We start from the raw sequence: 25,355 nt of genomic DNA, 5'->3' as shown, positions 1-25,355 counted from the left end.
GGGGGGGCGGTCAGCGCGCGCGGGGGGGGGCGGCTTTGGGGGGGCGCGCGCCGTCAGTCCCCCCCCCCGGGCCGCCCCCCCCCGGGGGGGCCCCCGGGGGGGGGGGGCCCCCCCCCCGTTCCCGGCCGCGTCCGGCCGTTCCCGCGGCCCGATCCGCCGCTGCCGGACGCCGATCCGCGGTCCCGGACCCCCGATCCGCCGTTCCCGGCCCGGGCCACGCCGGGTCATGGCATGCGCGGACGCGGACGAACGGGGATGCTGGAGCGGTGATTGACGAGACGGACTTCTGGCAGATCATCGACGAAACCCGGGACGCCGCCGACGGCGACCCCGACGAGCAGGCCGACCGGCTGGTGGAGCAGCTCGTCCGACTGACCCCGGACGACGTGATCGACTTCGCCCGGCTCTTCGAGGCGCGGTTCCAGCGCGCCTACCAGTACGACCTGTGGGGCGCGGCCTACCTGCTGCTGGACGGCGCCTCCGAGGACACCTTCGACTACTTCCGCTGCTGGCTGATCGCCCAGGGCCGGGAGGTCTTCGAGGGCGGGCTGATCGAACCGGACGACCTGGCCGACCTGTTGCCCGAGTTCGACGAGGAGGAGGACGGCGAGGCCGAGGACATCGGCTACGCCGCCGACGAGGCGTACGAGCGGCTGACCGGGCTGCCGCTGCCCGAGGTGGGCGGGCGGCAGGCCGGACGGCCGTCCGGCCCCTCGCTGGACTTCGACGACCCGGACGTCATGGCGAAGCGCTTCCCCAAGTTGTGGGAGCGGTACGGGGACTGAGCGGGCCCGCCGCCCGGGTGTCCGGGCCGGCCGCTGCCCCGGGGGGACCTGCCGCTGCCCCGGGGGGCGGGCCGGCCCGGGCTCGGGCCGGCCCGGTGCTCAGGTGGAGCTGCCGGACGAGCTGTCCTGCTGGACGCCCTTGAGGATCTGGTCCAGTACCGAGGGGTCCGGCGCGGACGGGTCGTCGTCCACGCCGCCCTCGAAGACCACGTAGCCGCCGCCCTTGGCCGGGACGGCGGCCAGCAGGACGTACCCCTGGGTGCCGTCCGAGGTGCGGATGTGCCAGCGCGTGGCGTAGCCGAGCACGCCGGCGACGCTGACGTAGCCGGAGCCGTAGTCGGTGTGCGAGGTGATCCCGGTGAAGATCTGCCCGGCGTAGGTGGGCATCGTGGCGTCGGCGGCCGCCTTGGGGGTGGTGCCCTGGACGGTGTCCTTCTCGACCGAGAACTGGCCGCGGATGCAGGAGTTGCCGTCCGCGCAGGTGTAGCGGCCGCTGCCGAGGTAGACCGTGGAGTGCGCGGAGTCGGCCACCGCGTCCCAGCCGTCGAACACCGGGACGGTGATCGCGTGCTGCGGGTCGGGGACGGTGGTCTTCAGCACCGGTGCGGGCTTGGGCGCCGGCACCGTGGGGCTGGTGGTGGGCCGGGTCGGGGTGGGGCTCGGGGCGGGGCCGTCGCTCTGGGTGACGGTGACCGTGGGCGCCGGGGTCGGGTCCGCCTTCGGGTCCCCGCCGCCGGTGCCGAACACGATCGCGGCGGTGATCGCGCCCACGGCCAGCACGCCGACGGAGATGCCGATGGCCAGGCCGGACCTGTTCCCGGCGGGGGCCGGGGGCGGGTAGCCGGGCCCCGGGTAGCCGTAGCCCGCGCCCTGGGCCGCCGGGTAGCCGGCCTGCCCCGGGTAGCCGGCCTGTCCCGGGTACCCGGGCTGTCCCTGGTGGGCCTCCTGGCCCGGGTAGCCGTAGCCGGCCGCCGGGGAGCCGTCCTGCCCCGGGTAGCCGTAGGCCGGGGGCGTGGTGGCGCCGCCGGGGTAGCCGTAGCCGGGCTTCCGGTCGGAGGGCTGCCAGGCGGCCTCGGTCGGGGCCTCGGCGAGCGGTCCGGCGCTGCCCTGGAGCGGCCTGACCTCGTTGGTCCAGGCGTTGCCGTCCCACCAGCGCTCGTGACCGGGGGTGCCGTCCGCACCCGGAACCGGGTACCACCCGGGAGGCGTCGAGTTGCTCACGGCCGTACGGTACCCGCCGGGGCGGCGGTCCAGACAGGGCGAGCGGGTCACGACTCTGCACCGCCTCCGCGCCGCTTCGAGTCGGCTTCGACCCCGCTCCGGGTCCGCTCCGGGTCGGCTGCGGGTGCGCCCCGGTGCGGCGGGCGCGCGCCGTCCGGGACGCGGGTCGCCGCCGGGGATCCCGGGGCTCAGTCGACCAGCCGCCGGGCCATCAGGACGTCGTCCACGTAGGACCCGTCGATCAGGAACTCCTCGGCCAGTGAACCCTCGATGGTGAACCCGCAGCTCTCGTAGAGGCGGCGGGCCGGGGTGTTCCAGCCGAGCACCCGCAGGGTCATCTTCCGGGCGCCCTCGGCCCGGGCCGCGTCGCAGACCGCCTCGACCAGGAGGCGGCCGACGCCGCGGCCGCGGACCGTGCCGTCGACGGCCAGGCCCTGGATCTGGCGGACGTGGCCGTTGGCGGCCAGCCGGGTCGGCGGGATCCGGCGGACGTAGCCGACGATCCGGCCGCCCAGAACGGCCAGCAGGTACTGCTCGGGGGTGTGGCGTTCGTCGAAGACCGCGTCGTCGGCGGGCGGTTCCGGGGAGACGTCGGACAGGGTGGACCAGGCGGCGCGGTTGAGGACGGCGAGTTCGCGCTCGTCCTCGGGCCGCGCCGGACGGATGATCAGATCGTCGTCGGGCATGCGCGTCATGCTAGTGAGGCGCCTGCGGACGTGACGGGCGGTCGGGACGGCCGGGATGGCCGAGAACCGTGGGAACGGCGGGGCCCGTCGGCAGGGTCGGAAGGCCCGGGACGCCCGGGAACTGCGAGGATGGGCGCATGCGCATCGCTGTCACGGGTTCCACGGGATTGATCGGTTCGGCGCTCGTCCGCTCCCTGCTGGCGGACGGCCACGAGGTGGTCCGGCTGGTCCGGCACCGGTCCAGGACGGGCCCGCAGCCCGACGGCAGCACGGCGATCGGGTGGAACCCGTTGCTCGGCGAGGTCGAGCGGGACGGGCTGGCCGGCGTCCAGGCGGTGGTGCACCTGGCCGGCGCCGGGGTCGGCGACCGCCGCTGGACGGACGCCTACAAGCGGGAGATCCGGGAGAGCCGGGTCTACGGCACCGAGACGCTGGCCGTGGCGCTGGCCGAACTCAAGGAGCCGCCCCGGGTCCTCGTGAGCGCCTCCGCCGTCGGCTGGTACGGGCAGACCGACGACCGGGTGATCGACGAGGACTCCCCCGCCGGCGACGACTTCCTGGCCGAGGTCTGCCTGGAGTGGGAGGCGGCGGCCAGGCCGGCCGAGCGGGCCGGGATCCGGGTCGTCCACCCGCGCACCGGGATGGTGCTGTCCGCGGCCGGCGGGGCCGGCGGGCGGCTGTTCCCGCTGTTCCGGCTGGGCCTGGGCGGTCGGCTCGGCAGCGGGCGGCAGTACTGGAGCTTCATCTCGCTGCACGACGAGGTGGCCGCGCTGCGCTTCCTGATCGACCACGACGACCTGTCCGGCGCGTTCAACCTGACGGCGCCGAACCCGGCGACCAACGCCGAGCTGACCACCGCGCTCGGGCGGGCGCTGCGGCGGCCGACGCCGTTCCCGGTGCCGGAGGCGGTGCTCAAGGTGGTGCTGGGCGAGCTGGCGGTCGAGGTGGTCGGCAGTCACCGGGTGGTGCCCCGACGGCTGTCGGACGCGGGTTTCCGCTTCACGCACCCGGACGTGTACTCGGCGGTGCTCGCGGCGCTGTGACGTACTCGCGCGGGGCTCCGTGCGTACCTCCGACTACGGCATCCACCCTGGCCAGGGGCATATGCCGGTCGGGGGTCGGACGGGGCTCCGGGAGGGGGCGCACGGGAGCACACAACGGGCGCGCCGCACGCCCCCGGTGACCGTACGCGCCCGCCGACCCCGAACCCGGCCGCCACGGCGCACTGTCCGTGACCGCGCCCCCGTCCGGTGCCGCACAACCCCTGCCGGCCTTCGAATCCGGCTCGATGCGCTTGTCTGATGCTCACACTGACTGGGCATCACCCTCCTCGGACCGTGTCCCGGCACCCCGCTGCCTGCGTCGGCCGGAGCCCCGGGACCAGGGAGGGAGCACCCCAGTGCCCACGTACGACTTCACCCGCCGCGCTCGTCGGCCGTCCGACCCGGACGTCGTCGTGGTCGGCGCCGGACTCGCGGGCCTGGCCGCCGCCCGCGCGCTCACCGGCCACGGCCTCGCCGTTCAGGTCCTCGAAAGCAGCGACCGGATCGGCGGCCGGATGGCCACCCGCGAACTGGACGGATTCCGGCTCGACGACGGCAGCCACCTGCTGAACACCGCCTTCCCCGAGCTGCGCCGCACGCTCGACCTCGACCGCCTCGACCTGCGCCCGCTCGCACCCGGCGTACTCGTGCACAGCGGCGGCCGCCGGTACCGCGCCGGGGACCCCCAGCTCACCACCGCCCGGCAGGCCGCCATCCGGGCCCCGCTCGGCAGCCCGCTGGACAAGGCCAGGCTCGGCAACTGGCTCGGTCGGCTCGCCACCACCCCGATCGCCCGGCTGCAGGCCCGACCCGAGACCACCACCGCCCGCGCGCTGGCCGGCCACGGACTCGCCCCGCGCACCGTCGACGGCTTCCTGCGCCCGCTGCTCAGCGCCCTGCTCAGCGATCCCGCACTCGGCACCAGCAGCCGGGTCGCCGACCTGGTGCTGCGCTCGTACGCCCGCGGGCGGCTCTGTCTGCCCGCCGGCGGAATCGCGGCGGTGCCCGCCCAGCTGGCCGCCACCCTGCCCGCCGGCACCGTCCGCACCGGGGTGCAGGTCACCTCGATCAGCGCGGACGGCGTGGAGACCCTCCACCACGGGCGGATCGGCGCCCAGGCCGTCCTGGTCGCCACCGACGCCCGCTCGGCCGCCGCACTGCTGCCCGGGCTGCGGCTACCGGACTTCCACCCCGTCACGACCTTCTACCACGCGGCCGACCGGGCCCCGGTGGGCGAAGCCGTGCTGCTGCTCGACGGCGACCGGCCGAACGGGCACCCGCCGCTGGTCTCGCACTCGCTGGTGCTCAGCGAACTGCACCCCTCGTACGCCCCGGCCGGACAGGCACTGGTCGCCACCACGCTGCTCGGGCGGCGCGCCTTCGACGCGGGCGGCCCGGCCGGACTCGAACCGGCCGTCCGGGCCCGGCTCGCCGAGCTGTACGGCACCGCGACGGCGGGCTGGCAGTTCCTCAGCGTGCGGCACGTCCCCGACGCGCTGCCCGCGATGCCGCCGCCGCACAACACCCGGCGCCCGGTGCGACTGCTGGCCGGGCTGTACGTCGCCGGGGACCACCGGGACACCAGCACCGTGCAGGGCGCGCTGGTCTCCGGGCGGCGGGCGGCCCGGGCGGTGCTGCGCGACCTCGGCGTCCCGGCCGACGCGCGGGAGGTGGAGGCGGCGGCCTGAGGGCGCCGCGTTCCGGGCCCCGGGGCCGACCACTCCGGGTCCGGGGCGGCTCCGGGCCCGTCACGCCCGCGCCTTGCCGGGCGGCGGCCCAGGCGGCGGGCCGCAGGCGACGGGCCGCAGGGCGCGGGGAGGCGGGCGCCCCGGGCCGGGAGGCGGTGAGCGCCCGGCCCGGGAGGCGGCCCGGCCCCCGCCCCGTCAGATCACCCCCGCCTGGCGGGCCGTCTCCTCGAAGGCGCGGGCCACCGGGCTGCCACGGTAGGGCGTGAGGCGGCGGTGGAAGTCCCGGACGTACTCCAGCGAGCGGGCCGAACGCATCTCCCCCGCCGCCCGCAGCGCGTCGGTCGCCATGGTGCAGGCCTCGTCGAGGTCCCCCATGCCGAGCCGGGCGGTGGCCAGCACCAGCCGGCAGAAGATCCGGCTGCGCGCGTAGGCGGGCGAGCGGAGCCGCAGCGACTTCTCAGCGTGCTGCGCGGCGGTGCGCCACTGCTGCAGGTCGCGGTAGCAGTGGGCGAACTCGTCGGAGAGCTGCGCCTCGTCGAAGTACCGTGCCCAGGCGGGGAGTTCGTCGCCGGTGCGGGCCGCCGCCAGGGCCCGTTCGGCGCGCACCAGGGCGGTGGTGCAGGACCGGACGTCGCCCAGCAGGCCGTGCCCGCGGGCCTCGGCGGCGTGCATCAGCGACTGGACCACCGGCGGGACGGCCGTGCCCACACCCTGCTGGGCGACCCGGGCGAGCTGGACCGCCTCCCGGCCGTGGCCGAGGTGGACGGCCTGCTGGCTCATCGTCACCAGCACGTAGCCGCCGAGCGCGCGGTCCCCCGCGGCCTGGGACAGGCGCAGCGCCTGGACGAAGTAGCGCTGGGCGAGCCCGTGCGCGGCGATGTCGAAGGACGTCCAGCCCGCCAGCCGGGTCAGGTCGGCGACCGCGCCGAACAGGGCCCGGCCGATCTGCTCGCCGTAGCGGCCGCGCAGCATCGGCTCGGCCTCGCTCTCCAGGTAGCGGACCAGCGCCTGGCGGGCGTGGCCGCCACCGTAGGCGTGGTCGAGCGCGCGGAAGAGGTCGCCGACGGCGCGGATGGCGGCGATGTCGCCGCGGCCGACCCGCAGGGCGGGGCGGGACTCGCGGGCCGGGTCGGTGTACGGCGGCTCGACGGCGACCGGTGGACGGCGGCTCTGGGTGGGCACCCGCCCGATGGTGGGGGCGGTGCCGGTCGTCCCTGCGGTGCTGCGCGCGGTGGGCGCCCCGGGCAGGCCCACGGCCGGGCCGCGTGCCGGGCTCACGGGGGACGCGCCCGGCGCGCCCTGTGCGGCGCCGGTGGCGGGGCCGGAGCCGGCGGGCGGCGGGCCGGTGGCGGTGTCCTGGCGGGTCAGCGTGGAGCCGTCCCGGGCGACCCGCTCGTCGGTGCGGCCGATCAGCCAGTCCCGGCTGGGCACGACCAGTCCGGCCGGGGTGAAGGCGATCCGGCGCAGCTCGGACTGCGGGCCGTTGTCCTTGCGCCACATGCTCGCCACGATGTCCACCGCCTCCTGCGGGGTCTCGGCGAACTCCAGGCCGGCGTAGACCGGGGCGCAGGCGTCCAGGCCGAGGTCCTGGGCGGTGAGGCGGCGGCCCAGGCGGCGGGTGAAGACCTCGGCGATCAGGGCCGGGGTGGCGCCGCGGGGCTGCTGGCCGCGCAGCCAGCGGGTGACCGAGGTCTTGTCGTAGCGCAGGTCGAGGCCGTGTTCCAGGCCGAGTTGGTCGACCCGGCGGGCCAGGCCGGCGTGCGAGAAACCGGCCTCCTCGATCAGCGCGGCGAGCTGGCCGTTCTGCGGGGCCGGGCCGGAGTGGCCGGTGCTCCGCGCGGGCGCGGGTGCGACGGGGCTCTCGTGCCGGTCGGGTGTGGCCTGCTCGGGCAGCCGCAGTTCGTCGGCGGTCGGGTCGTCGGCGGTCAGCGTGTCGCCCGTCAGGGCGTCGGGGGCCAGGGCGTCGGGGGCGTCCGGAAGGCTCCGGCCGACCGGACCTCGGTGCGGGCCGAGCGGGTCGAGCGGTCCGTACGCCGGGCTGTCGGTTGCAGGCCGTTGGGGCATGTCTGTCAACACCTCTCGGACGTCGCACCGGGCCCTACCAGCACTTCGGCGGCCTGGGGCGGCGCCCCCTGTCGGGAATCGGCGTGAATGTAGCGAGCATTCGGGCGCTATGGGCGGATCTGACCGAGCAATCCTCCGAACGGGTGAAGCAACCGCGCCCATTGTGGGGAAGCGGGGTCACCATGGGTTTGGCCTTCCGCGGTCGAACCGTCGATCGAGGGTCGTAGTGGTTGCCGCCACAGCCCGGCGGAACGCTGTGGTGGCCCGCCACATGGGAGCCGGGGCGCCGGATTCCTACCGTTCTCGGCCATGGACACCACTACAGCCCGTTCGCTCGACGGCCGTACCGCGCTGGTCACCGGGGCCGCCTCGGGCATCGGCCGGGCCTGCGCCGAGGCCCTCGCCGGAGCCGGGGCCCGGGTCTACGTCGTCGACCTCGCGGCCGCCCCCGCCGAGGAGGTCGCCGAGCGGATCGGCGGGCTCGCGATCGTCACCGACCTCGCCGACCCCGGGGCCGTGGACGCCCTGCCGGACGACGCGGACATCGTGGTCAACAACGCCGGACTCCAGCACGTGGCGCCCGTGCACGAGTTCCCGCCCGAGCGCTTCACCCTCATCCAACGCGTGATGGTCGAGGCCCCGTTCCGCATCCTGCGCCGGACCCTGCCGCACATGTACGCGCGGGGGTGGGGGCGGGTCGTCAACGTCTCCTCGGTCCACGGCCTGCGGGCCAGCGCCTTCAAGTCCGCGTACGTCACCGCGAAGCACGCCCTGGAGGGCCTGAGCAAGACGGTCGCCCTGGAGGGCGCGCCGCACGGCGTGACCAGCAACTGCATCAACCCCGGCTACGTCCGGACCCCGCTGGTGGAGAAGCAGATCGCCGCCCAGGCGCTCGCCCACGGCATCCCCGAGGACGAGGTGGTCGAGCGGGTCATGCTCGACCGCACCGCCGTGAAGCGGCTGATCGAACCCGACGAGGTCGCCCAGCTCGCCCTCTGGCTCTGCTCCCCCGCCGCCTCGTACATCACCGGTGCCAGCCTCCCGGTCGACGGCGGCTGGACGGCGCACTGACTGCGGGGCCGTGGCCCCGCACGCCATGAACTGATCGCACGGTATGTGGCCCGCCCACATAGGCCTCCGCCCGGCGGATTCCTACCTTGTGGCGACATCGTCTCCCCCAGCCCTGGAAGTGGTGGCACATGAACGCCCCTGCAAGCGGTACGGCTGCACGCACCTCACTCCCGAGAGTGGTGGCGGCCAGCCTGATCGGCACGACCATCGAGTGGTACGACTACTTCCTCTACGGCACGGCTGCGGCGCTGGTGTTCGGGAAACTGTTCTTCCCGCACAGCGACCCGCTGACCGGGACGCTGCTGGCGTTCCTCACCTACGCGATCGGGTTCGCGGCGCGGCCGGTCGGGGCGCTGGTGTTCGGACACTTCGGCGACCGGGTCGGGCGCAAGAAGCTGCTGGTGCTGAGCCTGCTGCTGATGGGCGGGTCGACCACGGCGATCGGCCTGCTGCCGACGTACGACTCGATCGGCGTCGCGGCGCCGGTGCTGCTGACCGCGCTGCGGCTGGTGCAGGGCTTCGCGCTCGGCGGCGAGTGGGGCGGGGCCGTGCTGCTGGTGTCGGAGCACGGGGACCGGCGCCGACGGGGCTTCTGGGCGTCCTGGCCGCAGGGCGGGGCCCCGGCCGGGAACCTGCTGGCGGCGGGGGTGCTGTCGCTGATGACGTCCGTGCAGTCGGAGTCGGCGTTCCTGTCCTGGGGGTGGCGGGTGCCGTTCCTGCTGTCGGCCGTGCTGGTCGGGGTCGGGATGTGGATCAGGCTCGCGGTGGACGAGTCGCCGCTGTTCCGGGCCGCGCTGGCGGCCCAGCGGGACCGGGCGACCGTCGAACAGCCGCCGCTGGTCGGCGTGTTGAGGCACCACTGGCGGGAGGTGCTGGTGGCCATGGGGGCGCGGATGGCGGAGAACATCTCGTACTACGTGATGACGACGTTCGTGCTGACCTACGCCGTCACGCACGCGCACTTCGCCAAGCAGAGCGCGCTGAACGCCGTACTCATCGGCTCCGCGGTCCAGTTCGCGCTGATCCCGCTGTTCGGCGCACTGTCCGACCGGGTCGGGCGCAAACCGGTCTACCTGGTGGGCGCGGTCGGGGTCGGGGTCTGGGCGTTCGTCTTCTTCGGCCTGGTGGACACCCGCTCGTTCGGGTCACTGGTCCTCGCGGTGACCGTCGGGCTGGTCTTCCACAGCGCGATGTACGCGCCCCAGGCGGCCTTCTTCTCCGAGATGTTCGCCACCCGCCTGCGGTACTCGGGCGCCTCGATCGGGGCCCAGTTCGCCTCCGTGGCGGCCGGCGCCCCGGCACCGCTGATCGCCACCGCCCTGCTCAAGGACTACGGCAGCGCCACCCCCATCTCGGTGTACGTCGCCGTCGCGGCGGCGCTCACCGTCCTCGCCGTGCTCTGCGGGCGGGAGACCAGGGGGCAGGACCTCGCCGAGGCCGGGGCGCCGCAGGGCCCGGAGGGACAGCCGGCGGACGCCCCGGCAGCGGGCAAGCCCGCCGTCGCCTGAGGTTCGTGGCCGGAAAGCCCGCCCCGGCCCCCGGGCGACGGCCGCGAGGACCGCCGTCGCCCGGGGGCCGAGCCGCTACCATCGCGATTCCCCGGAATCGACGGACCGACGCCGATTGGCGGCACGCACCATGACCCACCCTCACGAGGGCGCCGCGCCCGCGCTGCGGCGGCTGCTCGACCTGCTCGCCTCGGGCGCCGCCACCGAGGACTTCGCCGACGTGCTGGCCGACGCCCGCCGCCGCGGGGCGCCGGCCGCCGTCCTCGCCGAGATCGACGACGCCACCTGGCAGGCCCTGCGGGTCCACCGGACCCTGCGTCAACACCGACGTCGGGAAGCCGAGTTGACCGCCCTGTTCGACACCGCCGGGGACCTGGCCGCCTCCCGGGAGCCGGACACCGTGCTCCAGGCGATCGTCCGCCGGGCCCGGATGCTGCTCGGCACCGACACCGCCTACCTGACCCTGCCGGACGAGACCGCGGGCGACACCTACATGCGGGTCACCGACGGCTCGGTCTCCGTGCTCTTCCAGACCCTGCGGCTCAGCCTCGGCGACGGCCTGGGCGGGCTGGTCGCGCAGACCGCCCGCCCGTACGCGACCCCCGACTACCGCGCCGACGAGCGCTTCCACCACACCGGCACGATCGACGCGGGCGTGCTGGACGAGGGCCTGGTCGCGATCATCGGGGTGCCGCTGCTGATCGGCGGACAGGTCATCGGCGTCCTGTTCGCCGCCGACCGCACGCCGCGCGCCTTCTCCCCCGACGAGGTCGCGCTGCTCTGCACGCTGGCCGCACACGCCGCGATCGCCCTGGACACCGCCAAGTCGCTCGCCGACACCCGGGCCGCGCTCGCCGAACTGAACACCGCCAACGAACTGGTCCGGGCGCACTCCGCCGCCGTCCAGCGCGCCGAGCAGGCGCACGACCGGCTCACCGACCTGGTGCTGCGCGGCGCCGAGGTACCGGACGTCGCCGCCGCCGTCGCGGCACTGCTGGGCGGCGAGATAGCGGTCCTCGACGCCGAGGGCGAGCCGCTGGCCGGCCGGTCCGCACCCGCCGCCGAGCTGGCCGGGGCGGTCGCCGCCTCCCGGACCGAGGGCAGGTCCGTGCTCCACGGCGAACTGTGGGTCTGCGCGGTGCTGGCCGGGCACGACGCGCTCGGCACCCTGGTGCTGCGCGGCCGGCCCGACCTCGACGACGCCGACCGGCGGCTCTTCGAACGGGCCGGTGTGGTGACCGCGCTGCTCCTGCTGCTGCGCCGGTCGGTGGCCGAGACGGAGAACCGGATCCGCGGCGAACTGCTCACCGACCTGCTGACCGCGCCGGAGCGCGACCCCGCCGGGCTCACCGCGCGCGGCCGCCGGCTCGGCGTCGACCTCGCCCGGCCGCACCTGGTGCTGGTCGCGGAACCGGCCGAGCCCGCCGGTGCGGACCGGGGCCGGCTGGCGGGCGCGGCCCGGCGGTACCTGTTCGGCTCCCGGGGCGTCAGCGCCGAGCACGGCGAGGCCGTGGTGCTGCTGGTGCCCGTCGAGGCCGGCACCGCCGGGGATCCCGAGGAGACCGCCCGGCAGGCCGCCGAACAGCTCGCCCGGCTGGCCGGGTTCCCGGTCACCGTCGGCGCCGCCCGCCCGTCCGCCGGCCCCGCCGCACTGGCCGCCGCCCACGCCGAGGGCCTGCGCTGCGTCCGGGCGCTGCGCGTGCTCGGCCGCGCCGGGGAGGGCTCCTCGGCCCGCACGCTCGGCTTCCTCGGGGTGCTGCTCGGCGACGGCCACGACGTGGACGGCTTCGTCGGCGCGACGCTCGGCCCGCTGCTCGCGTACGACGCCAGGCGCGGCACCGAGCTGGTCCGCACCCTGCGCGCCTACTTCGACTGCGGTGGCAGCCTCACCCGGGCCAAGGACGAGCTGCACGTCCACGTGAACACGGTGGTCCAGCGGCTCGACCGGGTCGAGGCGCTGCTCGGGCAGGACTGGAACCACCCCGAGCGGTCCCTGGAACTCCGGCTCGCGCTGCGGCTGCGGCTGCTGGCGGGAGGCTGAGGATCCGGCCGGGCCGGGGCGTACAGTGGCGAGGTTGGTCTCGAACGCCTGGCAAGGAGCTCAAAGCGGTGAGCGAGAACGTGCGTTTTGTTCACATGGGCATAGGTGAGCGCACCGTGTCCTATCAGGAGGCGTGGGAGGAGCAGCAGCGGCTGCACGCGCTGCGGGTCGCGGACGAGATCCCCGACACCGTCCTGCTGCTGGAGCACCAGTCCGTGTACACCATGGGCAAGCGCACCAATCCCGCCGACCTGCCGCTGGACGGCACCCCGGTGGTCGAGGTCAACCGGGGCGGCGAGATCACCTGGCACGGCCCCGGCCAGCTGGTCGGCTACCCGATCGTCAAGCTGCCCGACCCGATCGACGTCATCGCCTACGTCCGCCGGCTGGAGGAGGCGCTGATCCGCGCCGCCGCCGAGTTCGGCATCGGGACCACCCGGGTCGAGGGCCGCAGCGGCGTCTGGGTGCTGGGCGACTCCCTCCCGGACGCCGTGGTCGACCCGGCCCAGGTGGTCGACATCGGCAGACTGACCCTGCGGATGGGCCTGCCGCTGGGCATCGACCCGCGACTGGCCGGCCCCGAGTACGCTCCCTCCAACGCCGGGCAGCGCGGCGACGACCGCAAGCTCGCCGCCATCGGCGTGCGGGTCGCCCGCGGGGTGACCATGCACGGCTTCGCACTGAACTGCGACCCGGACATGACCTGGTTCGACAAGATCGTGCCGTGCGGCATCCGGGACGCGGGCGTGGCCTCGCTCTCCGGCGAGCTGAAGCGCGGGCTCCCCGTCGCCGAGGCGGCGCCGGTCGTCGAGCGGCACCTGGCGGAGCTCTTCGCCGAACTGCCCGAACCGGCGCTCAGCCGCTGACCCGCCCGGCGCCCGGCCGGCGACCCACGCCGGCGCCCGGCCGCCCACCCGGCGGGCACGGCCCGAAGGAAAGCCCCGAGCACTGGGAATCTACTCACCGGTAGTCGTGTTGCCCTGCGATTGCAGGGCGGCAGGCCCGGCGAAGGCCGTACAACCACAGGCGTACCCTGGGGGTACCCCGTCTAGTTCTAGGAGTCGCACGTGTCCGCTGTCGCACCCGACGGCAGGAAGCTTCTCCGCCTGGAGGTCCGCAACAGCGAGACCCCCATCGAGCGGAAGCCCGAGTGGATCAAGACCCGCGCGAAGATGGGCCCGGAGTACAACGCCCTCCAGTCGCTGGTGAAGAAGGAGGGGCTGCACACGGTCTGCCAGGAGGCCGGCTGCCCCAACATCTTCGAGTGCTGGGAGGACCGCGAAGCGACCTTCCTCATCGGCGGTGACCAGTGCACCCGCCGCTGCGACTTCTGCCAGATCGACACCGGCAAGCCCGCCGAGTTCGACCGTGACGAGCCGCGCCGGGTCGCCGAGTCCATCGTCACCATGGACCTCAACTACGCCACCATCACCGGCGTCGCCCGCGACGACCTGGAGGACGGCGGCGCCTGGCTGTACGCCGAGACCGTGCGCCAGGTGCACGCGATGACCGCCGACCGCGAGAGCGGCCGCACCGGCGTCGAGCTGCTCATCCCCGACTTCAACGCGGTGCCCGAGCAGCTGGCCGAGGTCTTCTCCTCCCGCCCCGAGGTGCTCGCGCACAACGTCGAGACGGTGCCGCGGATCTTCAAGCGGATCCGTCCCGCGTTCCGCTACGAGCGCTCGCTGGACGTCATCACCCAGGCCCGCGCGGCCGGACTCGTCACCAAGTCCAACCTGATCCTGGGCATGGGCGAGACCCGCGAGGAGGTCAGCCAGGCGCTCGCCGACCTGGTCGGCGCCGGCTGCGAGCTGATCACCATCACCCAGTACCTGCGCCCCTCGCTGCGCCACCACCCGGTGGAGCGCTGGGTGAAGCCGCACGAGTTCGTCGAGCTCCAGCAGGAGGCCGAGGAGCTGGGCTTCGCGGGTGTCATGTCGGGCCCGCTGGTGCGTTCGTCGTACCGGGCCGGCCGGCTGTACCGGCAGGCGCTGGAGCGGCGCGAGCAGGCCGCCGTCTGACGGTCGGGTCGACTTTGAGCCATTGGAAGGGCGGAGCCGCGGCTCCGCCCTTCCGGGTTTCACCACGCTTTGACTGCCTGGTCACGGACTGGTAACACGGGGTGGGGACGATGGACGCACAGCGAGCGTTCGATTCTTCTCAGCCACAAGAGGAGCTGTTCGGCATGGGAATGCGGATCCGGTCGGTGAGGGTGGCGCTGCGGTTCGCCGAGAGCGTGCTGCTGGCGCCCGGCCAGCAGCACGCGCGCCGCAACGCCTGGGCGGCGGTGTGCGAGGACCGCCGGCACGCGGCGGACCGGCGGCACGAGGCGGACCGCCGGCACGCGGCGGACCGGCGGCACGAGGCGGACCGCCGGCACGCGGCCGCGACGGTCGAGACCGCCGGCACGGCGGGGACCCGCTCCGCCCGGCACTGAGACCGGGCGGCGGAGTCCACGACGCGCCGCGCCCGGCGGTGACGGTCCGGCGTCGGCGAGGGCTCCGGACGTCGCTGTGCGCGACGACGTGCAGGCACACGGGTCACGGTTCGGGCGAACGGGTACCCGGGCTTGGATATCCCCTACCGGTGCCACGTACCATGAGCGTTATGGCGAGGGAAACATCCGAGAACCCCGGGCGACTGAAGCAGATCCGCCTGGCGTACAACATGACCAAGAAGGTCGACACCAAGATCGGCCTGATCATCGCCGGCGTCGGCCTGCTGACCTTCGGCGTGTTCCTCGCCATCGGCTTCGCAATCGACCACCCCGTCTACCTGGGCATCCTGGGCTTCATCGTGGCCGTGCTGGCCATGGCGATCGTCTTCGGGCGCCGGGCCGAGCGCGCCGCGTTCGGACAGATGGAGGGGCAGCCGGGGGCCGTCGCGGCGGTGCTGAACAACATCAAGCGCGGCTGGAGCTCCAACACCACCCCGGTCGCGGTCACCCGCAACCAGGACGCGGTCTACCGCGCGGTGGGCCGGGCCGGCATCGCGCTGATCGGTGAGGGCAACCCGAACCGGGTGCGCCAACTGCTGGCCTCCGAGAAGAAGAAGATGGCCCGCGTGGTCGGCGACGTGCCGGTGCACGACATCGTGGTGGGCAACGGCGAGGGCGAGATCCCGCTGAAGAAGCTGCAGGTCCACCTGATGCGCCTGCCCCGCGCCATCACCGCCGCCCAGGTCACCGAGACCAACGACCGCCTGCGCGCGCTGGGCGACCTGCTCTCCAAGGCGCCGATCCCCAAGGGCCCGATGCCCAAGGGTGCCCGGATGCCCAAGGGCGGCCAGGCCCGCTGACCCTCCCCCCGCCCCTGACGACACGAGAACGGCCCCGCCGCGGAAGCTCCGCGGCGGGGCCGTTCCGGTGTCCTGGGGCTCCGGGGCTCCGGGGTTCGGGGAGCGGTTCGCCGTTCCGGGGCTCCGGAGGCACGCACCACTCCGGACGCCGCCCCGGACGCCGCCCCGGACGCCGCCCCGCGTCGTGCGCCGGCGGAGCCGACCGGCGGCCCGTGCTAGATCCGGACCTCGACCGTGCCGACCGCCTTGTCGTGCAGGCCCCGGGTGTCGCGGTCCCAGACCAGCGGGGGCACCACCAGGCAGAGCAGCAGGGTGCGCAGCAGGACCTGCGGGATGGTCGCGCGGCCGCCGTCCAGGCGCATCACCCGGAGGCCGAACAGTCGCTTGCCGACCGTCGTGCCGGTCGTGGCCAGCAGCAGGGCCGCGACCAGGAAGTACAGCGGGCTGGTCCAGAGGTTGGCCTCGGCCTGGTCGCCGCGGGCGATCAGGCCGTACGAGATCAGGGCGACCAGCCAGCCGTCCACGAACAGGGCGCCGATCCGGCGGCCGGGGCCGGCGATGGAGCCGGGGCCCTCCTCGGGCAGCCCGAGGCGCTCGCCGCGGTGCCCGAAGTCGGTGCCCATCTTCTCGGCGGCCGCCTTAGGGCCGTCGATCCACGATCCCAACGCTTCTCTGGTGTCCACGAATCCACACTAACCGGGCTGACGGCCCGCACCGTCACCGGCACCCCTCCCCCGCCGGACACCCTCCCCGACCGGGTGAATCCGGCTCCGGCGGCTTTCCCCGCAATCTTCCAGTGGTCCAGACCACTTGAGGGAGGCCGCCCAGGTCGGCGAGGCGATTTGCCCGATCCCGTACGGCTTTGCCGCCCGTCCGGGGGCTGCGGTTAACATCGAGGAAACGAACGGGTCACCGACTGGAAACGACCCATTCCTAGGGTGAGCCCAATTCGCACGCCGAGGAGGATGGATGTTCAACAACGCCGCCGAAGTGAAGCAGTTCATCCAGGACAACGACGTCAAGTTCGTCGATGTCCGGTTCTGTGACCTGCCGGGCGTCTTGCAGCACTTCTCCGTACCTGCGGCGACCTTCGACCCGTCCGAGATCCTGATGTTCGACGGCTCGTCGATCCGCGGTTTCCAGGCCATCCACGAGTCCGACATGGCCCTCGTGCCGGACCTCGCCACGGCCCGGCTCGACCCCTTCCGGGCCGAGAAGCACCTCAACATCAACTTCTTCATCCAGGACCCGGTCACCGGCGAGGCCTACAGCCGCGACCCGCGCAACGTCGCCAAGAAGGCCGAGGCGTACCTCGCCTCCTCCGGCATCGCCGACACCGCGTTCTTCGGGCCCGAGGCCGAGTTCTACGTCTTCGACTCGGTCCGCTTCGAGACCAGCGCCAACGCGTCCTTCTACCACATCGACTCGGAGGCGGGCGCCTGGAACAGCGGCGCCGCCGAGGGCGACGCCCGCGGCTACAAGGTCAAGTACAAGGGCGGCTACTTCCCCGTACCGCCGGTCGACCACTTCGCCGACCTGCGCGCCGAGATGTCGCTGGAACTCGCCAAGGCCGGGCTGGAGGTCGAGCGCCAGCACCACGAGGTCGGCACAGCCGGCCAGGCCGAGATCAACTACAAGTTCAACACCCTGCTGCACGCCGCCGACGACCTGATGCTGTTCAAGTACATCATCAAGAACGTCGCCTGGCGGAACGGCAAGACCGCCACCTTCATGCCGAAGCCGATCTTCGGCGACAACGGCTCGGGCATGCACGTCCACCAGTCGCTGTGGACCGACGGCTCGCCGCTGTTCTACGACGAGCAGGGCTACGCCGGCCTCTCCGACACCGCCCGCTACTACATCGGCGGCCTGCTGCGGCACGCCCCCTCGCTCCTGGCGTTCACCAACCCCTCGGTGAACTCCTACCACCGCCTGGTGCCGGGCTTCGAGGCGCCGGTCAACCTGGTCTACTCGCAGCGCAACCGCTCGGCCGCGATCCGCATCCCGATCACCGGCTCCAACGCCAAGGCCAAGCGCATCGAGTTCCGCGCGCCGGACCCGTCCTCCAACCCGTACCTGGCCTTCTCCGCCATGCTGATGGCCGGCCTCGACGGCATCCGCAACAAGATCGAGCCGCTGCAGCCGGTCGACAAGGACCTCTACGAGCTGGCCCCCGAGGAGCACGCCAACGTCCCGCAGGTGCCCTCCTCGCTCCCGGCCGTCCTGGAGGCCCTGGAGGCCGACCACGAGTACCTGCTCGCGGGCAACGTCTTCACCCCGGACCTGATCGAGACCTGGATCGACTTCAAGCGCACCAACGAGATCGCCCCGATCGCGCTGCGGCCGCACCCGCACGAGTTCGAGCTGTACTACGACCTGTAGGACCCCCTCTGACCTGCGGAAATACAGTTTGATCTTTCATCGTTTCCGCAGGTCAGACAGGGTCCTGACCTGCGGAAACGCATGGAGAGGGGTCTGCTGTAGTACCTCTGGAGCTCGCGATGTGAAATGACTGTGAAATGAGCAGGGGTAGATCGAACTCGCGATGGCGCCTTCTTGCCCTTGCCAGCACTGGGCAGTACGCCATCTCACTACTCTCAGTAGCCATCGCTCGGGGCTCCCGACTCAACGGGTTCGATCTCTTACCGGCACTGCGCCCCCTCCGGCGAGACGTCACCAGTGCTCGCCAAGCAACGGAGCCTGCAGTCATCGGGCCGCGCTAGTTGTACTGACCACGGAGGTCGGTGACGGGGTTCACTGCGTGGTGATCTTGAAATGAGTGAGGGCCTTCTGGCTCGGTGTGGATTGCGACATCTGCACCGGCTCCCAGAAAGGCCCTCATGCCACACCGTAACGCACCGCTGACCGAGACCGGACGCCTGCGTCTAGCCCGCTGCGTCGTCGAGGGCGGCTGGCCCCTGCGCAGGGCCGCTGAACGCTTCCAGGTCTCGCCGACCACGGCCAAGCGCTGGGCCGACCGCTACCGCGCGCAAGGCGAGCCGGGCATGGCCGATCGGTCCTCCCGACCGCACCACAGTCCGCGCCGGACCCCGACCCGCACCGAGCGGCGGATCATCAAAGTCCGCGTGCTCCGCCGCTGGGGACCGGCCCGCATCGCCTACCTGCTGGGACTCAACCCGGCCACTGTTCACCGGGTCCTGACCCGCTACCGGCTCGCCCGCCTGGCCCACCTCGACCGAGCCACCGGCCGAGTCGTTCGACGCTACGAGCGTTCCGCACCAGGCGAGTTGGTCCACGTCGACATCAAGAAGCTCGGGAACATCCCCGACGGCGGCCACCGCGCGCTGGGCCGCTCCGCCGGCAAGAAGAACAGCGCCGGCGCGGGCTACAGCTACCTGCACAACGCCGTCGACGACCACTCCCGCCTGGCCTACAGCGAGATCCTGACCGACGAGCGGAAGGAGACTGCCACCGCCTTCTGGACCCGGGCGAACGAGTTCTTCGCCCGGGCCGGGATCACCGTCGAGCGGGTGCTGACCGACAACGGCTCCTGCTACCGCTCACGACTGTGGCGTGACGTCCTCGCGGCCGGCGGGATCGCGCACAAGCGCACCCGCCCCTACCGGCCGCAGACCAACGGCAAGGTCGAACGCTTCAACCGCACCCTGCTCGACGAGTGGGCCTACGCACGGCCTTACCGCACCGAGCAGGAACGACGACACGCCTACCCCGACTGGCTCCACACCTACAATCACCACCGCGGACACACCGCACTCGCAGGCAAGCCACCCGCCAGCCGCGTCCCCAACCTCACGGGTCAGAACATCTAGTCCAGTCGGCAGCTGATCGGGATAGCGGCCAGCCTGGGGGTCAGCAGCGCCGTCGAGAGACCCGCGGTGGTCGCCCGGGTGAACCGCCCCCGCTGGCGGCGATCAGTACGCCGATGCGCGCCTGGGCGGCGACCGTACGTAGAGGATGCGGCCCAGCACCTGCCCCAGGCCGCCCAGTCCGAGGGCCCAGGTCGTCAGCGCGGTCAGTAGCGGAGCCATTCGGACTACATAAATCCGCTTGTCGGTGGCGTGTGGGACTCTTTGAACATGACGCTCCGGGGTAACTACTCCCAGCGAAGGTGTTCCAATACACACGGACGGTGTCTCATGGGCGGCGCACGGGTGATACGCACGAACAGAGTCCTACCACCCGACCCGAACGGCTGCCGGTGGTGCGGCGACGCCCAAGGCCACCACGGCACTCAGTGGGTGGCCTCGGTCGGTCAGCACACTTGGGCGGAGCCGACGGCCGAGCAGCGGCTTCGCCGCATGCAGGCGCGGCGGGCGGCCCGGCAGGCCACGTCCGCGGCAGTCACCACAGATGCGGCCCCGCGTTCCGGGCACGCATGACCAGATCGTCGAAGAGCTTGGTGAGGTCCTCGGGAATGCGCTCCTTGGGCAGGTGCGCGGCGATCCCGACCATCAAGTCCTCCTTGGACTGAGGCCCCTCCAGGGAACCGGTCTTGAACATGTCCAACAGCGCGGAACTGAACTTCTTGCCTGACCGCAGCCCGGCTAGGTCGTCGGACTCCCACGGCCCCAAGCCGTCGGTTCGCGGCCACAGGGCGTTGGCGGTGTCAGCCCAGTCCGCGTTCTGGAACAGGTCCTCCAGTTCGTTGGGCGCGCCCAGGTAGAAGCAGTGCTTGTGGGGAGTGAAGCCGTACTCCTTGAGCTTGTCGTCGCGAAAGACCTGCTTCTGGTTCGTACGGCTGTCCTTGTCGACCACGAATGCCACGTCCCGCCGGTGGTCGGCCAGGAACTTCGCGAAGCGCAGCGCACCCTCGTTGCTGCCGCCGGCCATCAGGCACACGCCCGCGGACTGGATGGGTACGCCGGTGTACTTGCGGAACAGGATCGGGAACGCGGACGTCTCCGATACGCCCTCCACGGCAACGAAGAACCGCTCGTGCAGCAGGACGCTATTGCGGAACCCGAGCGTCGTCGCAATGGTCGACAGGTGGCGGCGCACGTCCGCGTCGGCGCCGCCTTCATCGAGGACCTCCACGCAGACCTGTCCCTGGTGGGTGCGCAGGTGCACCACGGAGGAGATGTCGACCCCGTCGATCAGGTTGAGTGAGTGGGTGGCCACGATCACCCGGGCGTTTGGCTGTGCCGACTGCTCTTGGATGAGCGACATGATCCGCCGCTGGCGGGTGTAGTCCAGATGGGTGTCCGGCTCGTCATAGACGAACACAACGTCGCTCATGGTGCCGTCGTCGTTCTGGGTCAGCTCGTTGCTGCTCGCCCAGAGGGCCAAGGAGATGCGGCGGGAGCGGCCCGTTCCGGCCGAGGACAGCGGGATGCGACGTCCGCCAGCGTCCACAATGGTCAATTCCACGCCAGTAAGCGCGGGCTTGACCTGCACCTGCGGGTCAAGCTCGACCGACGGCAGTTCACAGCGGTCCGCGATGTGCTCGCGAATGCGGTCGATGTCCGCGGTAAGCGAGCTCGCGAGGTACTCCTCGAGCTCCTCGACCCGCTTGGCGGCGTCATCGGCTCGGGTGTATTCCCGCAGCCGGGAACCCAGCAAGGTATGGATAACCGTCTCGGGCGCTTGGACCGCATCGCCGCGGAAGTACACGAGCGACGGCAGCGCGGTTTCGATGGAAGAGTCCGCCGCTACCCACTCGTCGACCTGCGGCATGGTGTCAGCAAGCTGCCGCAGCGGCTTCTCCCAGCTGTCGCGCGCGGTGGCCGAGCCGACCGGGAGTACGCCGTAGGAGTTCGCGATCATCTTCAAAGCAGGGAGCTTGAGTGCTGCAAGGTCCTGCAGCGCCGCCTCCTCGCAGACGCGGCGCCGCACCTCCAGGAACGAACCCGCCTCCGGCCGGTAGCGGCGCCGGATCCGCACATGCTCGGGCAGGCCCAGGTCTTCCTGCTCGTGAGGACGCAGTGCGAAGGAGCCCTCGACCACCGCCTGTGCCACGCGCGCCTGTGCGTCGGAATCCTCGGCTTCACCTTCACCGAGGTAGGTCAGGTCACGCTCGCTGAGTACCGTGCCCTTCAACAAGAACGCGAGGGCGTCCAACAGCGCCGTCTTCCCGCCCTCGTTCTGGCCGGTCAGTACGGTCTGCCGCAAGACCGGCACTTGCTTGATCTCCGCGAGGCAGCGGAAACCCTCGACCGACACATCAGAAATCTGCACGCACGCCTCGACTTGGCCAGGAACGAGTGGGACTCAGAGCCGGGTCAGCCCGCAAGCTTGCGGGTCGGGTACCGTCCCTTGATATACCGGGCCACGAACCCGCCCTTGCTCGCGGCGGCGATCAGTGCGGTGTGCACCTGCGCGGGCACGTGCGTGTATTCGTAAAGGGATCCGCTGCGGAAGGCGATCTGCAGGGTGCTGGAGCGGTCGTCGTAGCCGACGGACAGGACATTGGTGGACTGGACCGGCTGGTGCAGCACAGTGCCTCCTGCGATTGATGCGCCGGAAGGTGCCCGGTTAGCCGTTGATGCTATCAGCAGTGCGCCAAGAGCCCGCCCGGAAAGGGAGGTTGGCGTCGGGCAGCGTGCCAACCATGGGAGGCCACTGCTGCCGGGCAACCGCGCGGTGAACCCTTGGCGTAGTGGCTGGAACCTCCTCCGCAGCGACGCCAACAGCATGGACCCGGGCGAGGTAGAGGTCCGGCGCGCCCACACCGTCGACCCAACTCGCCGAGGACCTTCCTGCCACCCACAAGGCCCTGCTCGGCATCGCTCTGGCCACGCTCCTGGCCGCCGCGCTTGACCTGCTCAACATCGGCCTCGCCACCGTCCGCGACCGGACCCCTGAGCTGACCATCCGTCGAGCCGCAGGCGCCACCCGCTCGGTTCGCCGCCGTCCTGCTCGCCCCGTCATCCTCGGCCTGCTCACTGCGGTGCTTACCGTCTCCGGGACTTGCGCCACCATCACCCTCCTCGTCCCGCTCCTAATCGATCCGGCCAGCGCCCTGCACCGTCGGCTTCCCGACCGGGGTCGCACTCGACGGCGTCGTCATCGCCCTCCCACGGCGGCATCGTTCCGGCCGTCCTCCCACCCGTGTCGACCTGGCCCAGGTACCCCGTGAGCGAGGAAGGCACCTGTCCGCGCAGTAGACACGGTGCACAGACATCCCAGCATCGCCTTTCAGACAGCGCTCAACGTTGCCCGGCCAGGACCGCACTACGGCCGATACTGTCGACGAACCTGGCACGCAAGACGGTCCAGGCCGGGCTGTGCAACCCATGCGAGGGCCATCCAGCTACTTCAAAGGAGAACCGTCCCATGTACGGAGAAGCAGTTATGGCAGTGAGTACGGGAGCCGCCAGTGGAGTTCTCTCCTACCTACTCCAAGGCCAGGTCGACGCATTGAGCACTCGGATCTCAGCCATCTTCCGTCGCAGTAGCAACCCCCAAGAGGAGACCTCCGCCTTGCAGATGCTGAATGAGCACGCGGAAGCGCTGAGCCGGCGCGAGATTACTGAGCGCGCCGTCACCGACAACTGGACCGAGCTGTTCGCAGCTTTTCTTGGTGCCCACACCGACGCCCGGGCCGATATTGAGGAACTCGCGACCGCAGCACCAAACAGGACGACTACCATCGGCTCTCAAAACAACTACAGTTCTGGGGTATTCATCGGCAACAATCACTATGGTGAAATCAATATCAGCACCCGGAACGACAGGTGACCACCGACGCCCCAGTGCCTCAAAAGTCGCAGTCGATTCAAAATAACTACGGCAACGGTGCATTTATCGGCGGCGACCAGCATGGCGACATCAATATTCACCATGAGATCGACCCGAAAACCAAGGCCACACTCGCAAAGCTGGGAAAGTCGGCACCTAGGCTTTCCCAGATGCTCGAAAATGCCCTGCGCGACGGAATAATCTCACCCGACACGGCCAGCCAGCTCTCCGTGGCCGCCCGAAGCATCAATGAAGACGTAGCCGACCGTCTCACATACGCCTCACATCGGATAAATGAGGACGTCGCCGGCCTTCTCACCCATGCAAGCCACAGCATCAACGAAGACGTGGCAAGCCAGATAGCCCAAGCCGCGGATCAGCTTTCCCGGCTCTCTACAAGAATCGACTTCGAATCGCTTGCTAATCTAGTCAGGCGTCTTGAGGAAATTCTCGGATCTCACAACAATGGCAGCCTCGACGGGCTCGCAGTCCGACTCGAAAGCAGCATTGAAAGCCTTGGCACTGCAACAGATCAAATGAATCATCTAAAAGGCGGCAGCGTCCACACAGCAGAGCTCAAGCAAGTGACTATATCACTTGCGGAGATCGCGAAACGAGTTGAGGCAAGAGTAACTCCACCTCCCCCAATAGTCCTCCCCGACTGGGAAGGAAGATTTCGGTGGCTTGGCATTGGAATTTTCCTTGGGATTGCGATATCAATCATTTTCACAGCCTACTCGTAGAAGACCTCGTTCCTGCCGTTGGCCCAGTTCAGCCAAGTGGGAGCCGCAAGGTACCACCAGAGGCAGCGGGGTGGTTCACACCTTCGGTAGAGCTCGAATGTTCACCGCGGCCTCGGCGATGATTTCGGCGACCAGTACCAGAGCTGCGTCGCATTCTGCCCACACACCGTCGAGACTCCGCACGTTTCGGGCCTCACTCGTCCCGCTCGGGTTGACGTAGTCAAGATCGTGCACAATGGCGTTTCGCGCGATGAAGAAGTCGTCGAGAGCCTTGAGCTTCGCCGCTGGCATCTGAGCATTGGTCAGGCCGAGGGTGTCACAGAGGCGCGACTTCAAGTCGCTGCTGCCTTGAAAGCTCGCTTTGGCGCGTGCTGCGACGTACAGCCGGACCATCTCCTCGCGCGGGTCCAGGCTGAGGATCGCTTTGGACATAGAGTCTGATGGCCCATCAGCAAGATCCTGCTTCACATAGTCGTCGAACTTTCTCGCGGCGTTGGCATTGCCATTGATCAGCAGCGGGACGGTGTCCCTGAGCAGCCTCTTGGCGCAGGCGTCGATACCGCTGGAGGTGAAGACGATGGCGGCCCGCAGCAGATCCGCCTCATCCCTGCCAAGCCGACCACGGGGATCATCCTTCTGTTTGGCAACCCGAACAGCGGTGAGCCCGTCGAACACTCCCTGAACGGTGGCATGGGCACCCTTTAGGTACCGCCACGCCGGACTGATCGCTGTGCCTCGCGGCTTGGTAGGCAATGCAGTGAGTTCGCTGAAGGTGTAGCCAGCCATGCCGCCCCCAGCCGTACAGAGTCCGCCGTGTTCTCGTCTTGGCGAGCCATCCTAGGACCAGGGGGCGGGCACCGTTCTTCCAGCACACGCCGTGGCACCGCTGCCGGGCGCCAGGAGACACAGCCCACCATGCACTCAACCTACCGACGGCGGGCGAGCCGCCCATCCAGCGTCCCGCCGGCCAACACCGCCAACTGGTCCGGGCCAGCGAGCTCGGTCAGCGCGTGCATCGCGGCGTCCATCAGGTCCGAGCTGACTATCGTCGTCGCCCTGGTCACCACCTCTGTCCTTCCAGTTCGCCCACCTCGCGGCCAGGGGTGGGTTCGCGCTTCGGTGGCACTCCGTAGTGACGCGCAACACCCAGCCGCGCGACCTCTCATCACCGCCCAACACCTCTCGGCTCTTCTCATCCGTTGAGGCCGCCGCGTGTGCACTGGTTGTGAAATGATCTTCTAGGTGGCCACTATTTCTGCAGGTCAGAGGCATGTTCGATCAGAACTACGACCTGTAAGACCCCCTCTGACCTGCGGAAATACAGTTTGATCTCTCATCGTTTCCGCAGGTCAGGCAAGGCCCTGACCTGCGGAAACGCCTGGAGAGGGGGCGGCTGCAATACCTCTGCGGCTCGCGATGTGAAATGAGTGTGAAATGAGCACGTGCAGATCGAACTCGCGATGACCACCCCGCTGCCCTTGCCAGCACTGGGCAATACGCCATCTGGCTACTTTCAGTAGCCAGCACCCGTGGGCTACCAACTCAACAG

Annotated in this window: 21 protein-coding genes; 14 read left to right on the top strand and 7 right to left on the bottom strand. The window is 71.2% G+C overall.

Features of this window, described 5'->3' with window-relative positions:
• Window positions 1-269 precede the first annotated feature (269 nt).
• Window positions 270-785: a DUF4240 domain-containing protein gene (locus tag ACFV0O_RS18725; RefSeq protein WP_380342910.1), complete on the top strand. Its 516-nt coding sequence runs from the start codon at window positions 270-272 to the stop codon at window positions 783-785.
• Between the two features lie 99 nt (window positions 786-884).
• Here the strand turns inward: ACFV0O_RS18725 and ACFV0O_RS18720 are convergent, their stop codons facing one another.
• Window positions 885-2,006 (bottom strand): DUF2510 domain-containing protein, encoded by a 1,122-nt coding sequence (locus ACFV0O_RS18720; RefSeq protein WP_380342803.1) that lies wholly within the window; start codon window positions 2,004-2,006, stop codon window positions 885-887.
• A 188-nt stretch (window positions 2,007-2,194) separates the two neighbouring features.
• On the bottom strand, window positions 2,195-2,692 hold the full coding sequence (locus ACFV0O_RS18715; protein WP_380342801.1) for a GNAT family N-acetyltransferase: 498 nt from the start codon (window positions 2,690-2,692) through the stop codon (window positions 2,195-2,197).
• A 137-nt stretch (window positions 2,693-2,829) separates the two neighbouring features.
• Here ACFV0O_RS18715 and ACFV0O_RS18710 point away from each other — a divergent pair, with 137 nt between their 5' ends.
• The gene (locus ACFV0O_RS18710; protein ID WP_380342798.1) at window positions 2,830-3,735 is read left to right on the top strand and encodes a TIGR01777 family oxidoreductase; all 906 of its coding nucleotides are present in this window, start codon (window positions 2,830-2,832) and stop codon (window positions 3,733-3,735) included.
• Between the two features lie 356 nt (window positions 3,736-4,091).
• Entirely contained in the window at window positions 4,092-5,423 is a 1,332-nt protein-coding gene (locus ACFV0O_RS18705; RefSeq protein WP_380342796.1) for an NAD(P)/FAD-dependent oxidoreductase, read from the top strand.
• A gap of 195 nt (window positions 5,424-5,618) precedes the next feature.
• Here the strand turns inward: ACFV0O_RS18705 and ACFV0O_RS18700 are convergent, their stop codons facing one another.
• A complete protein-coding gene (locus ACFV0O_RS18700; RefSeq protein WP_380342793.1) occupies window positions 5,619-7,487 on the bottom strand; it encodes a regulator in 1,869 nt (622 codons plus the stop codon).
• A gap of 309 nt (window positions 7,488-7,796) precedes the next feature.
• Between ACFV0O_RS18700 and ACFV0O_RS18695 the strand changes: the two genes are divergently transcribed.
• The 7 genes from ACFV0O_RS18695 to ACFV0O_RS18665 all read left to right on the top strand — a co-directional run bounded on the left by ACFV0O_RS18695 (window position 7,797) and on the right by ACFV0O_RS18665 (window position 15,404).
• Window positions 7,797-8,558, top strand: a complete 762-nt coding sequence (locus ACFV0O_RS18695) for a 3-hydroxybutyrate dehydrogenase (protein ID WP_380342790.1) — start codon at window positions 7,797-7,799, stop codon at window positions 8,556-8,558.
• 128 nt (window positions 8,559-8,686) lie between these two features.
• A complete protein-coding gene (locus tag ACFV0O_RS18690; protein WP_380342788.1) occupies window positions 8,687-10,066 on the top strand; it encodes an MFS transporter in 1,380 nt (459 codons plus the stop codon).
• A gap of 130 nt (window positions 10,067-10,196) precedes the next feature.
• The gene (locus ACFV0O_RS18685; RefSeq protein ID WP_380342785.1) at window positions 10,197-12,107 is read left to right on the top strand and encodes a helix-turn-helix domain-containing protein; all 1,911 of its coding nucleotides are present in this window, start codon (window positions 10,197-10,199) and stop codon (window positions 12,105-12,107) included.
• A 95-nt stretch (window positions 12,108-12,202) separates the two neighbouring features.
• Window positions 12,203-12,973, top strand: coding sequence for a lipoyl(octanoyl) transferase LipB (gene lipB / locus ACFV0O_RS18680; protein WP_380342907.1), 771 nt, complete (start codon window positions 12,203-12,205; stop codon window positions 12,971-12,973).
• Window positions 12,974-13,174: 201 nt separating this feature from the next.
• A complete protein-coding gene (gene lipA, locus ACFV0O_RS18675) occupies window positions 13,175-14,128 on the top strand; it encodes a lipoyl synthase (RefSeq protein WP_360262101.1) in 954 nt (317 codons plus the stop codon).
• 110 nt (window positions 14,129-14,238) lie between these two features.
• Complete coding sequence (locus tag ACFV0O_RS18670) at window positions 14,239-14,544, top strand: hypothetical protein (protein WP_380342782.1); 306 nt, start codon at window positions 14,239-14,241, stop codon at window positions 14,542-14,544.
• A gap of 161 nt (window positions 14,545-14,705) precedes the next feature.
• Window positions 14,706-15,404: a DUF4191 domain-containing protein gene (locus ACFV0O_RS18665; RefSeq protein ID WP_380342780.1), complete on the top strand. Its 699-nt coding sequence runs from the start codon at window positions 14,706-14,708 to the stop codon at window positions 15,402-15,404.
• A gap of 215 nt (window positions 15,405-15,619) precedes the next feature.
• Here the strand turns inward: ACFV0O_RS18665 and ACFV0O_RS18660 are convergent, their stop codons facing one another.
• Entirely contained in the window at window positions 15,620-16,087 is a 468-nt protein-coding gene (locus ACFV0O_RS18660; protein WP_360262098.1) for an RDD family protein, read from the bottom strand.
• Between the two features lie 286 nt (window positions 16,088-16,373).
• On the opposite strand from ACFV0O_RS18660, the gene glnA reads away from it, so the two are divergent.
• Complete coding sequence (glnA, locus tag ACFV0O_RS18655) at window positions 16,374-17,786, top strand: type I glutamate--ammonia ligase (RefSeq protein WP_360262097.1); 1,413 nt, start codon at window positions 16,374-16,376, stop codon at window positions 17,784-17,786.
• 458 nt (window positions 17,787-18,244) lie between these two features.
• Window positions 18,245-19,195, top strand: coding sequence for an IS481 family transposase (locus ACFV0O_RS18650; protein WP_380342777.1), 951 nt, complete (start codon window positions 18,245-18,247; stop codon window positions 19,193-19,195).
• A gap of 532 nt (window positions 19,196-19,727) precedes the next feature.
• Here ACFV0O_RS18650 and ACFV0O_RS18645 read toward each other — a convergent pair.
• Both ACFV0O_RS18645 and ACFV0O_RS18640 read right to left on the bottom strand, forming a co-directional pair.
• Window positions 19,728-21,560 (bottom strand): ATP-dependent endonuclease, encoded by a 1,833-nt coding sequence (locus ACFV0O_RS18645; RefSeq protein WP_380342775.1) that lies wholly within the window; start codon window positions 21,558-21,560, stop codon window positions 19,728-19,730.
• A 44-nt stretch (window positions 21,561-21,604) separates the two neighbouring features.
• Window positions 21,605-21,820, bottom strand: a complete 216-nt coding sequence (locus ACFV0O_RS18640) for a KTSC domain-containing protein (protein WP_380342773.1) — start codon at window positions 21,818-21,820, stop codon at window positions 21,605-21,607.
• Between the two features lie 985 nt (window positions 21,821-22,805).
• On the opposite strand from ACFV0O_RS18640, the gene ACFV0O_RS18635 reads away from it, so the two are divergent.
• Window positions 22,806-23,063 carry a hypothetical protein gene (locus ACFV0O_RS18635; RefSeq protein ID WP_380342770.1) on the top strand — a complete coding sequence of 86 codons (258 nt, stop codon included), beginning with the start codon at window positions 22,806-22,808 and terminating at the stop codon, window positions 23,061-23,063.
• Window positions 23,060-23,806: a hypothetical protein gene (locus ACFV0O_RS18630; protein WP_380342769.1), complete on the top strand. Its 747-nt coding sequence runs from the start codon at window positions 23,060-23,062 to the stop codon at window positions 23,804-23,806. Before ACFV0O_RS18635 ends, ACFV0O_RS18630 begins: the two co-directional genes overlap by 4 nt.
• 75 nt (window positions 23,807-23,881) lie before the next feature.
• Here ACFV0O_RS18630 and ACFV0O_RS18625 read toward each other — a convergent pair whose 3' ends face one another.
• Window positions 23,882-24,592 (bottom strand): hypothetical protein, encoded by a 711-nt coding sequence (locus ACFV0O_RS18625; protein WP_380342766.1) that lies wholly within the window; start codon window positions 24,590-24,592, stop codon window positions 23,882-23,884.
• Between the last annotated feature and the right edge of the window lie 763 nt (window positions 24,593-25,355).

Origin of the sequence: Kitasatospora sp. NPDC059577 (assembly GCF_042735475.1) — a bacterium.
Lineage (GTDB): Bacteria > Actinomycetota > Actinomycetes > Streptomycetales > Streptomycetaceae > Kitasatospora.
This window is presented reverse-complemented; position numbering and strand designations above follow the sequence as displayed.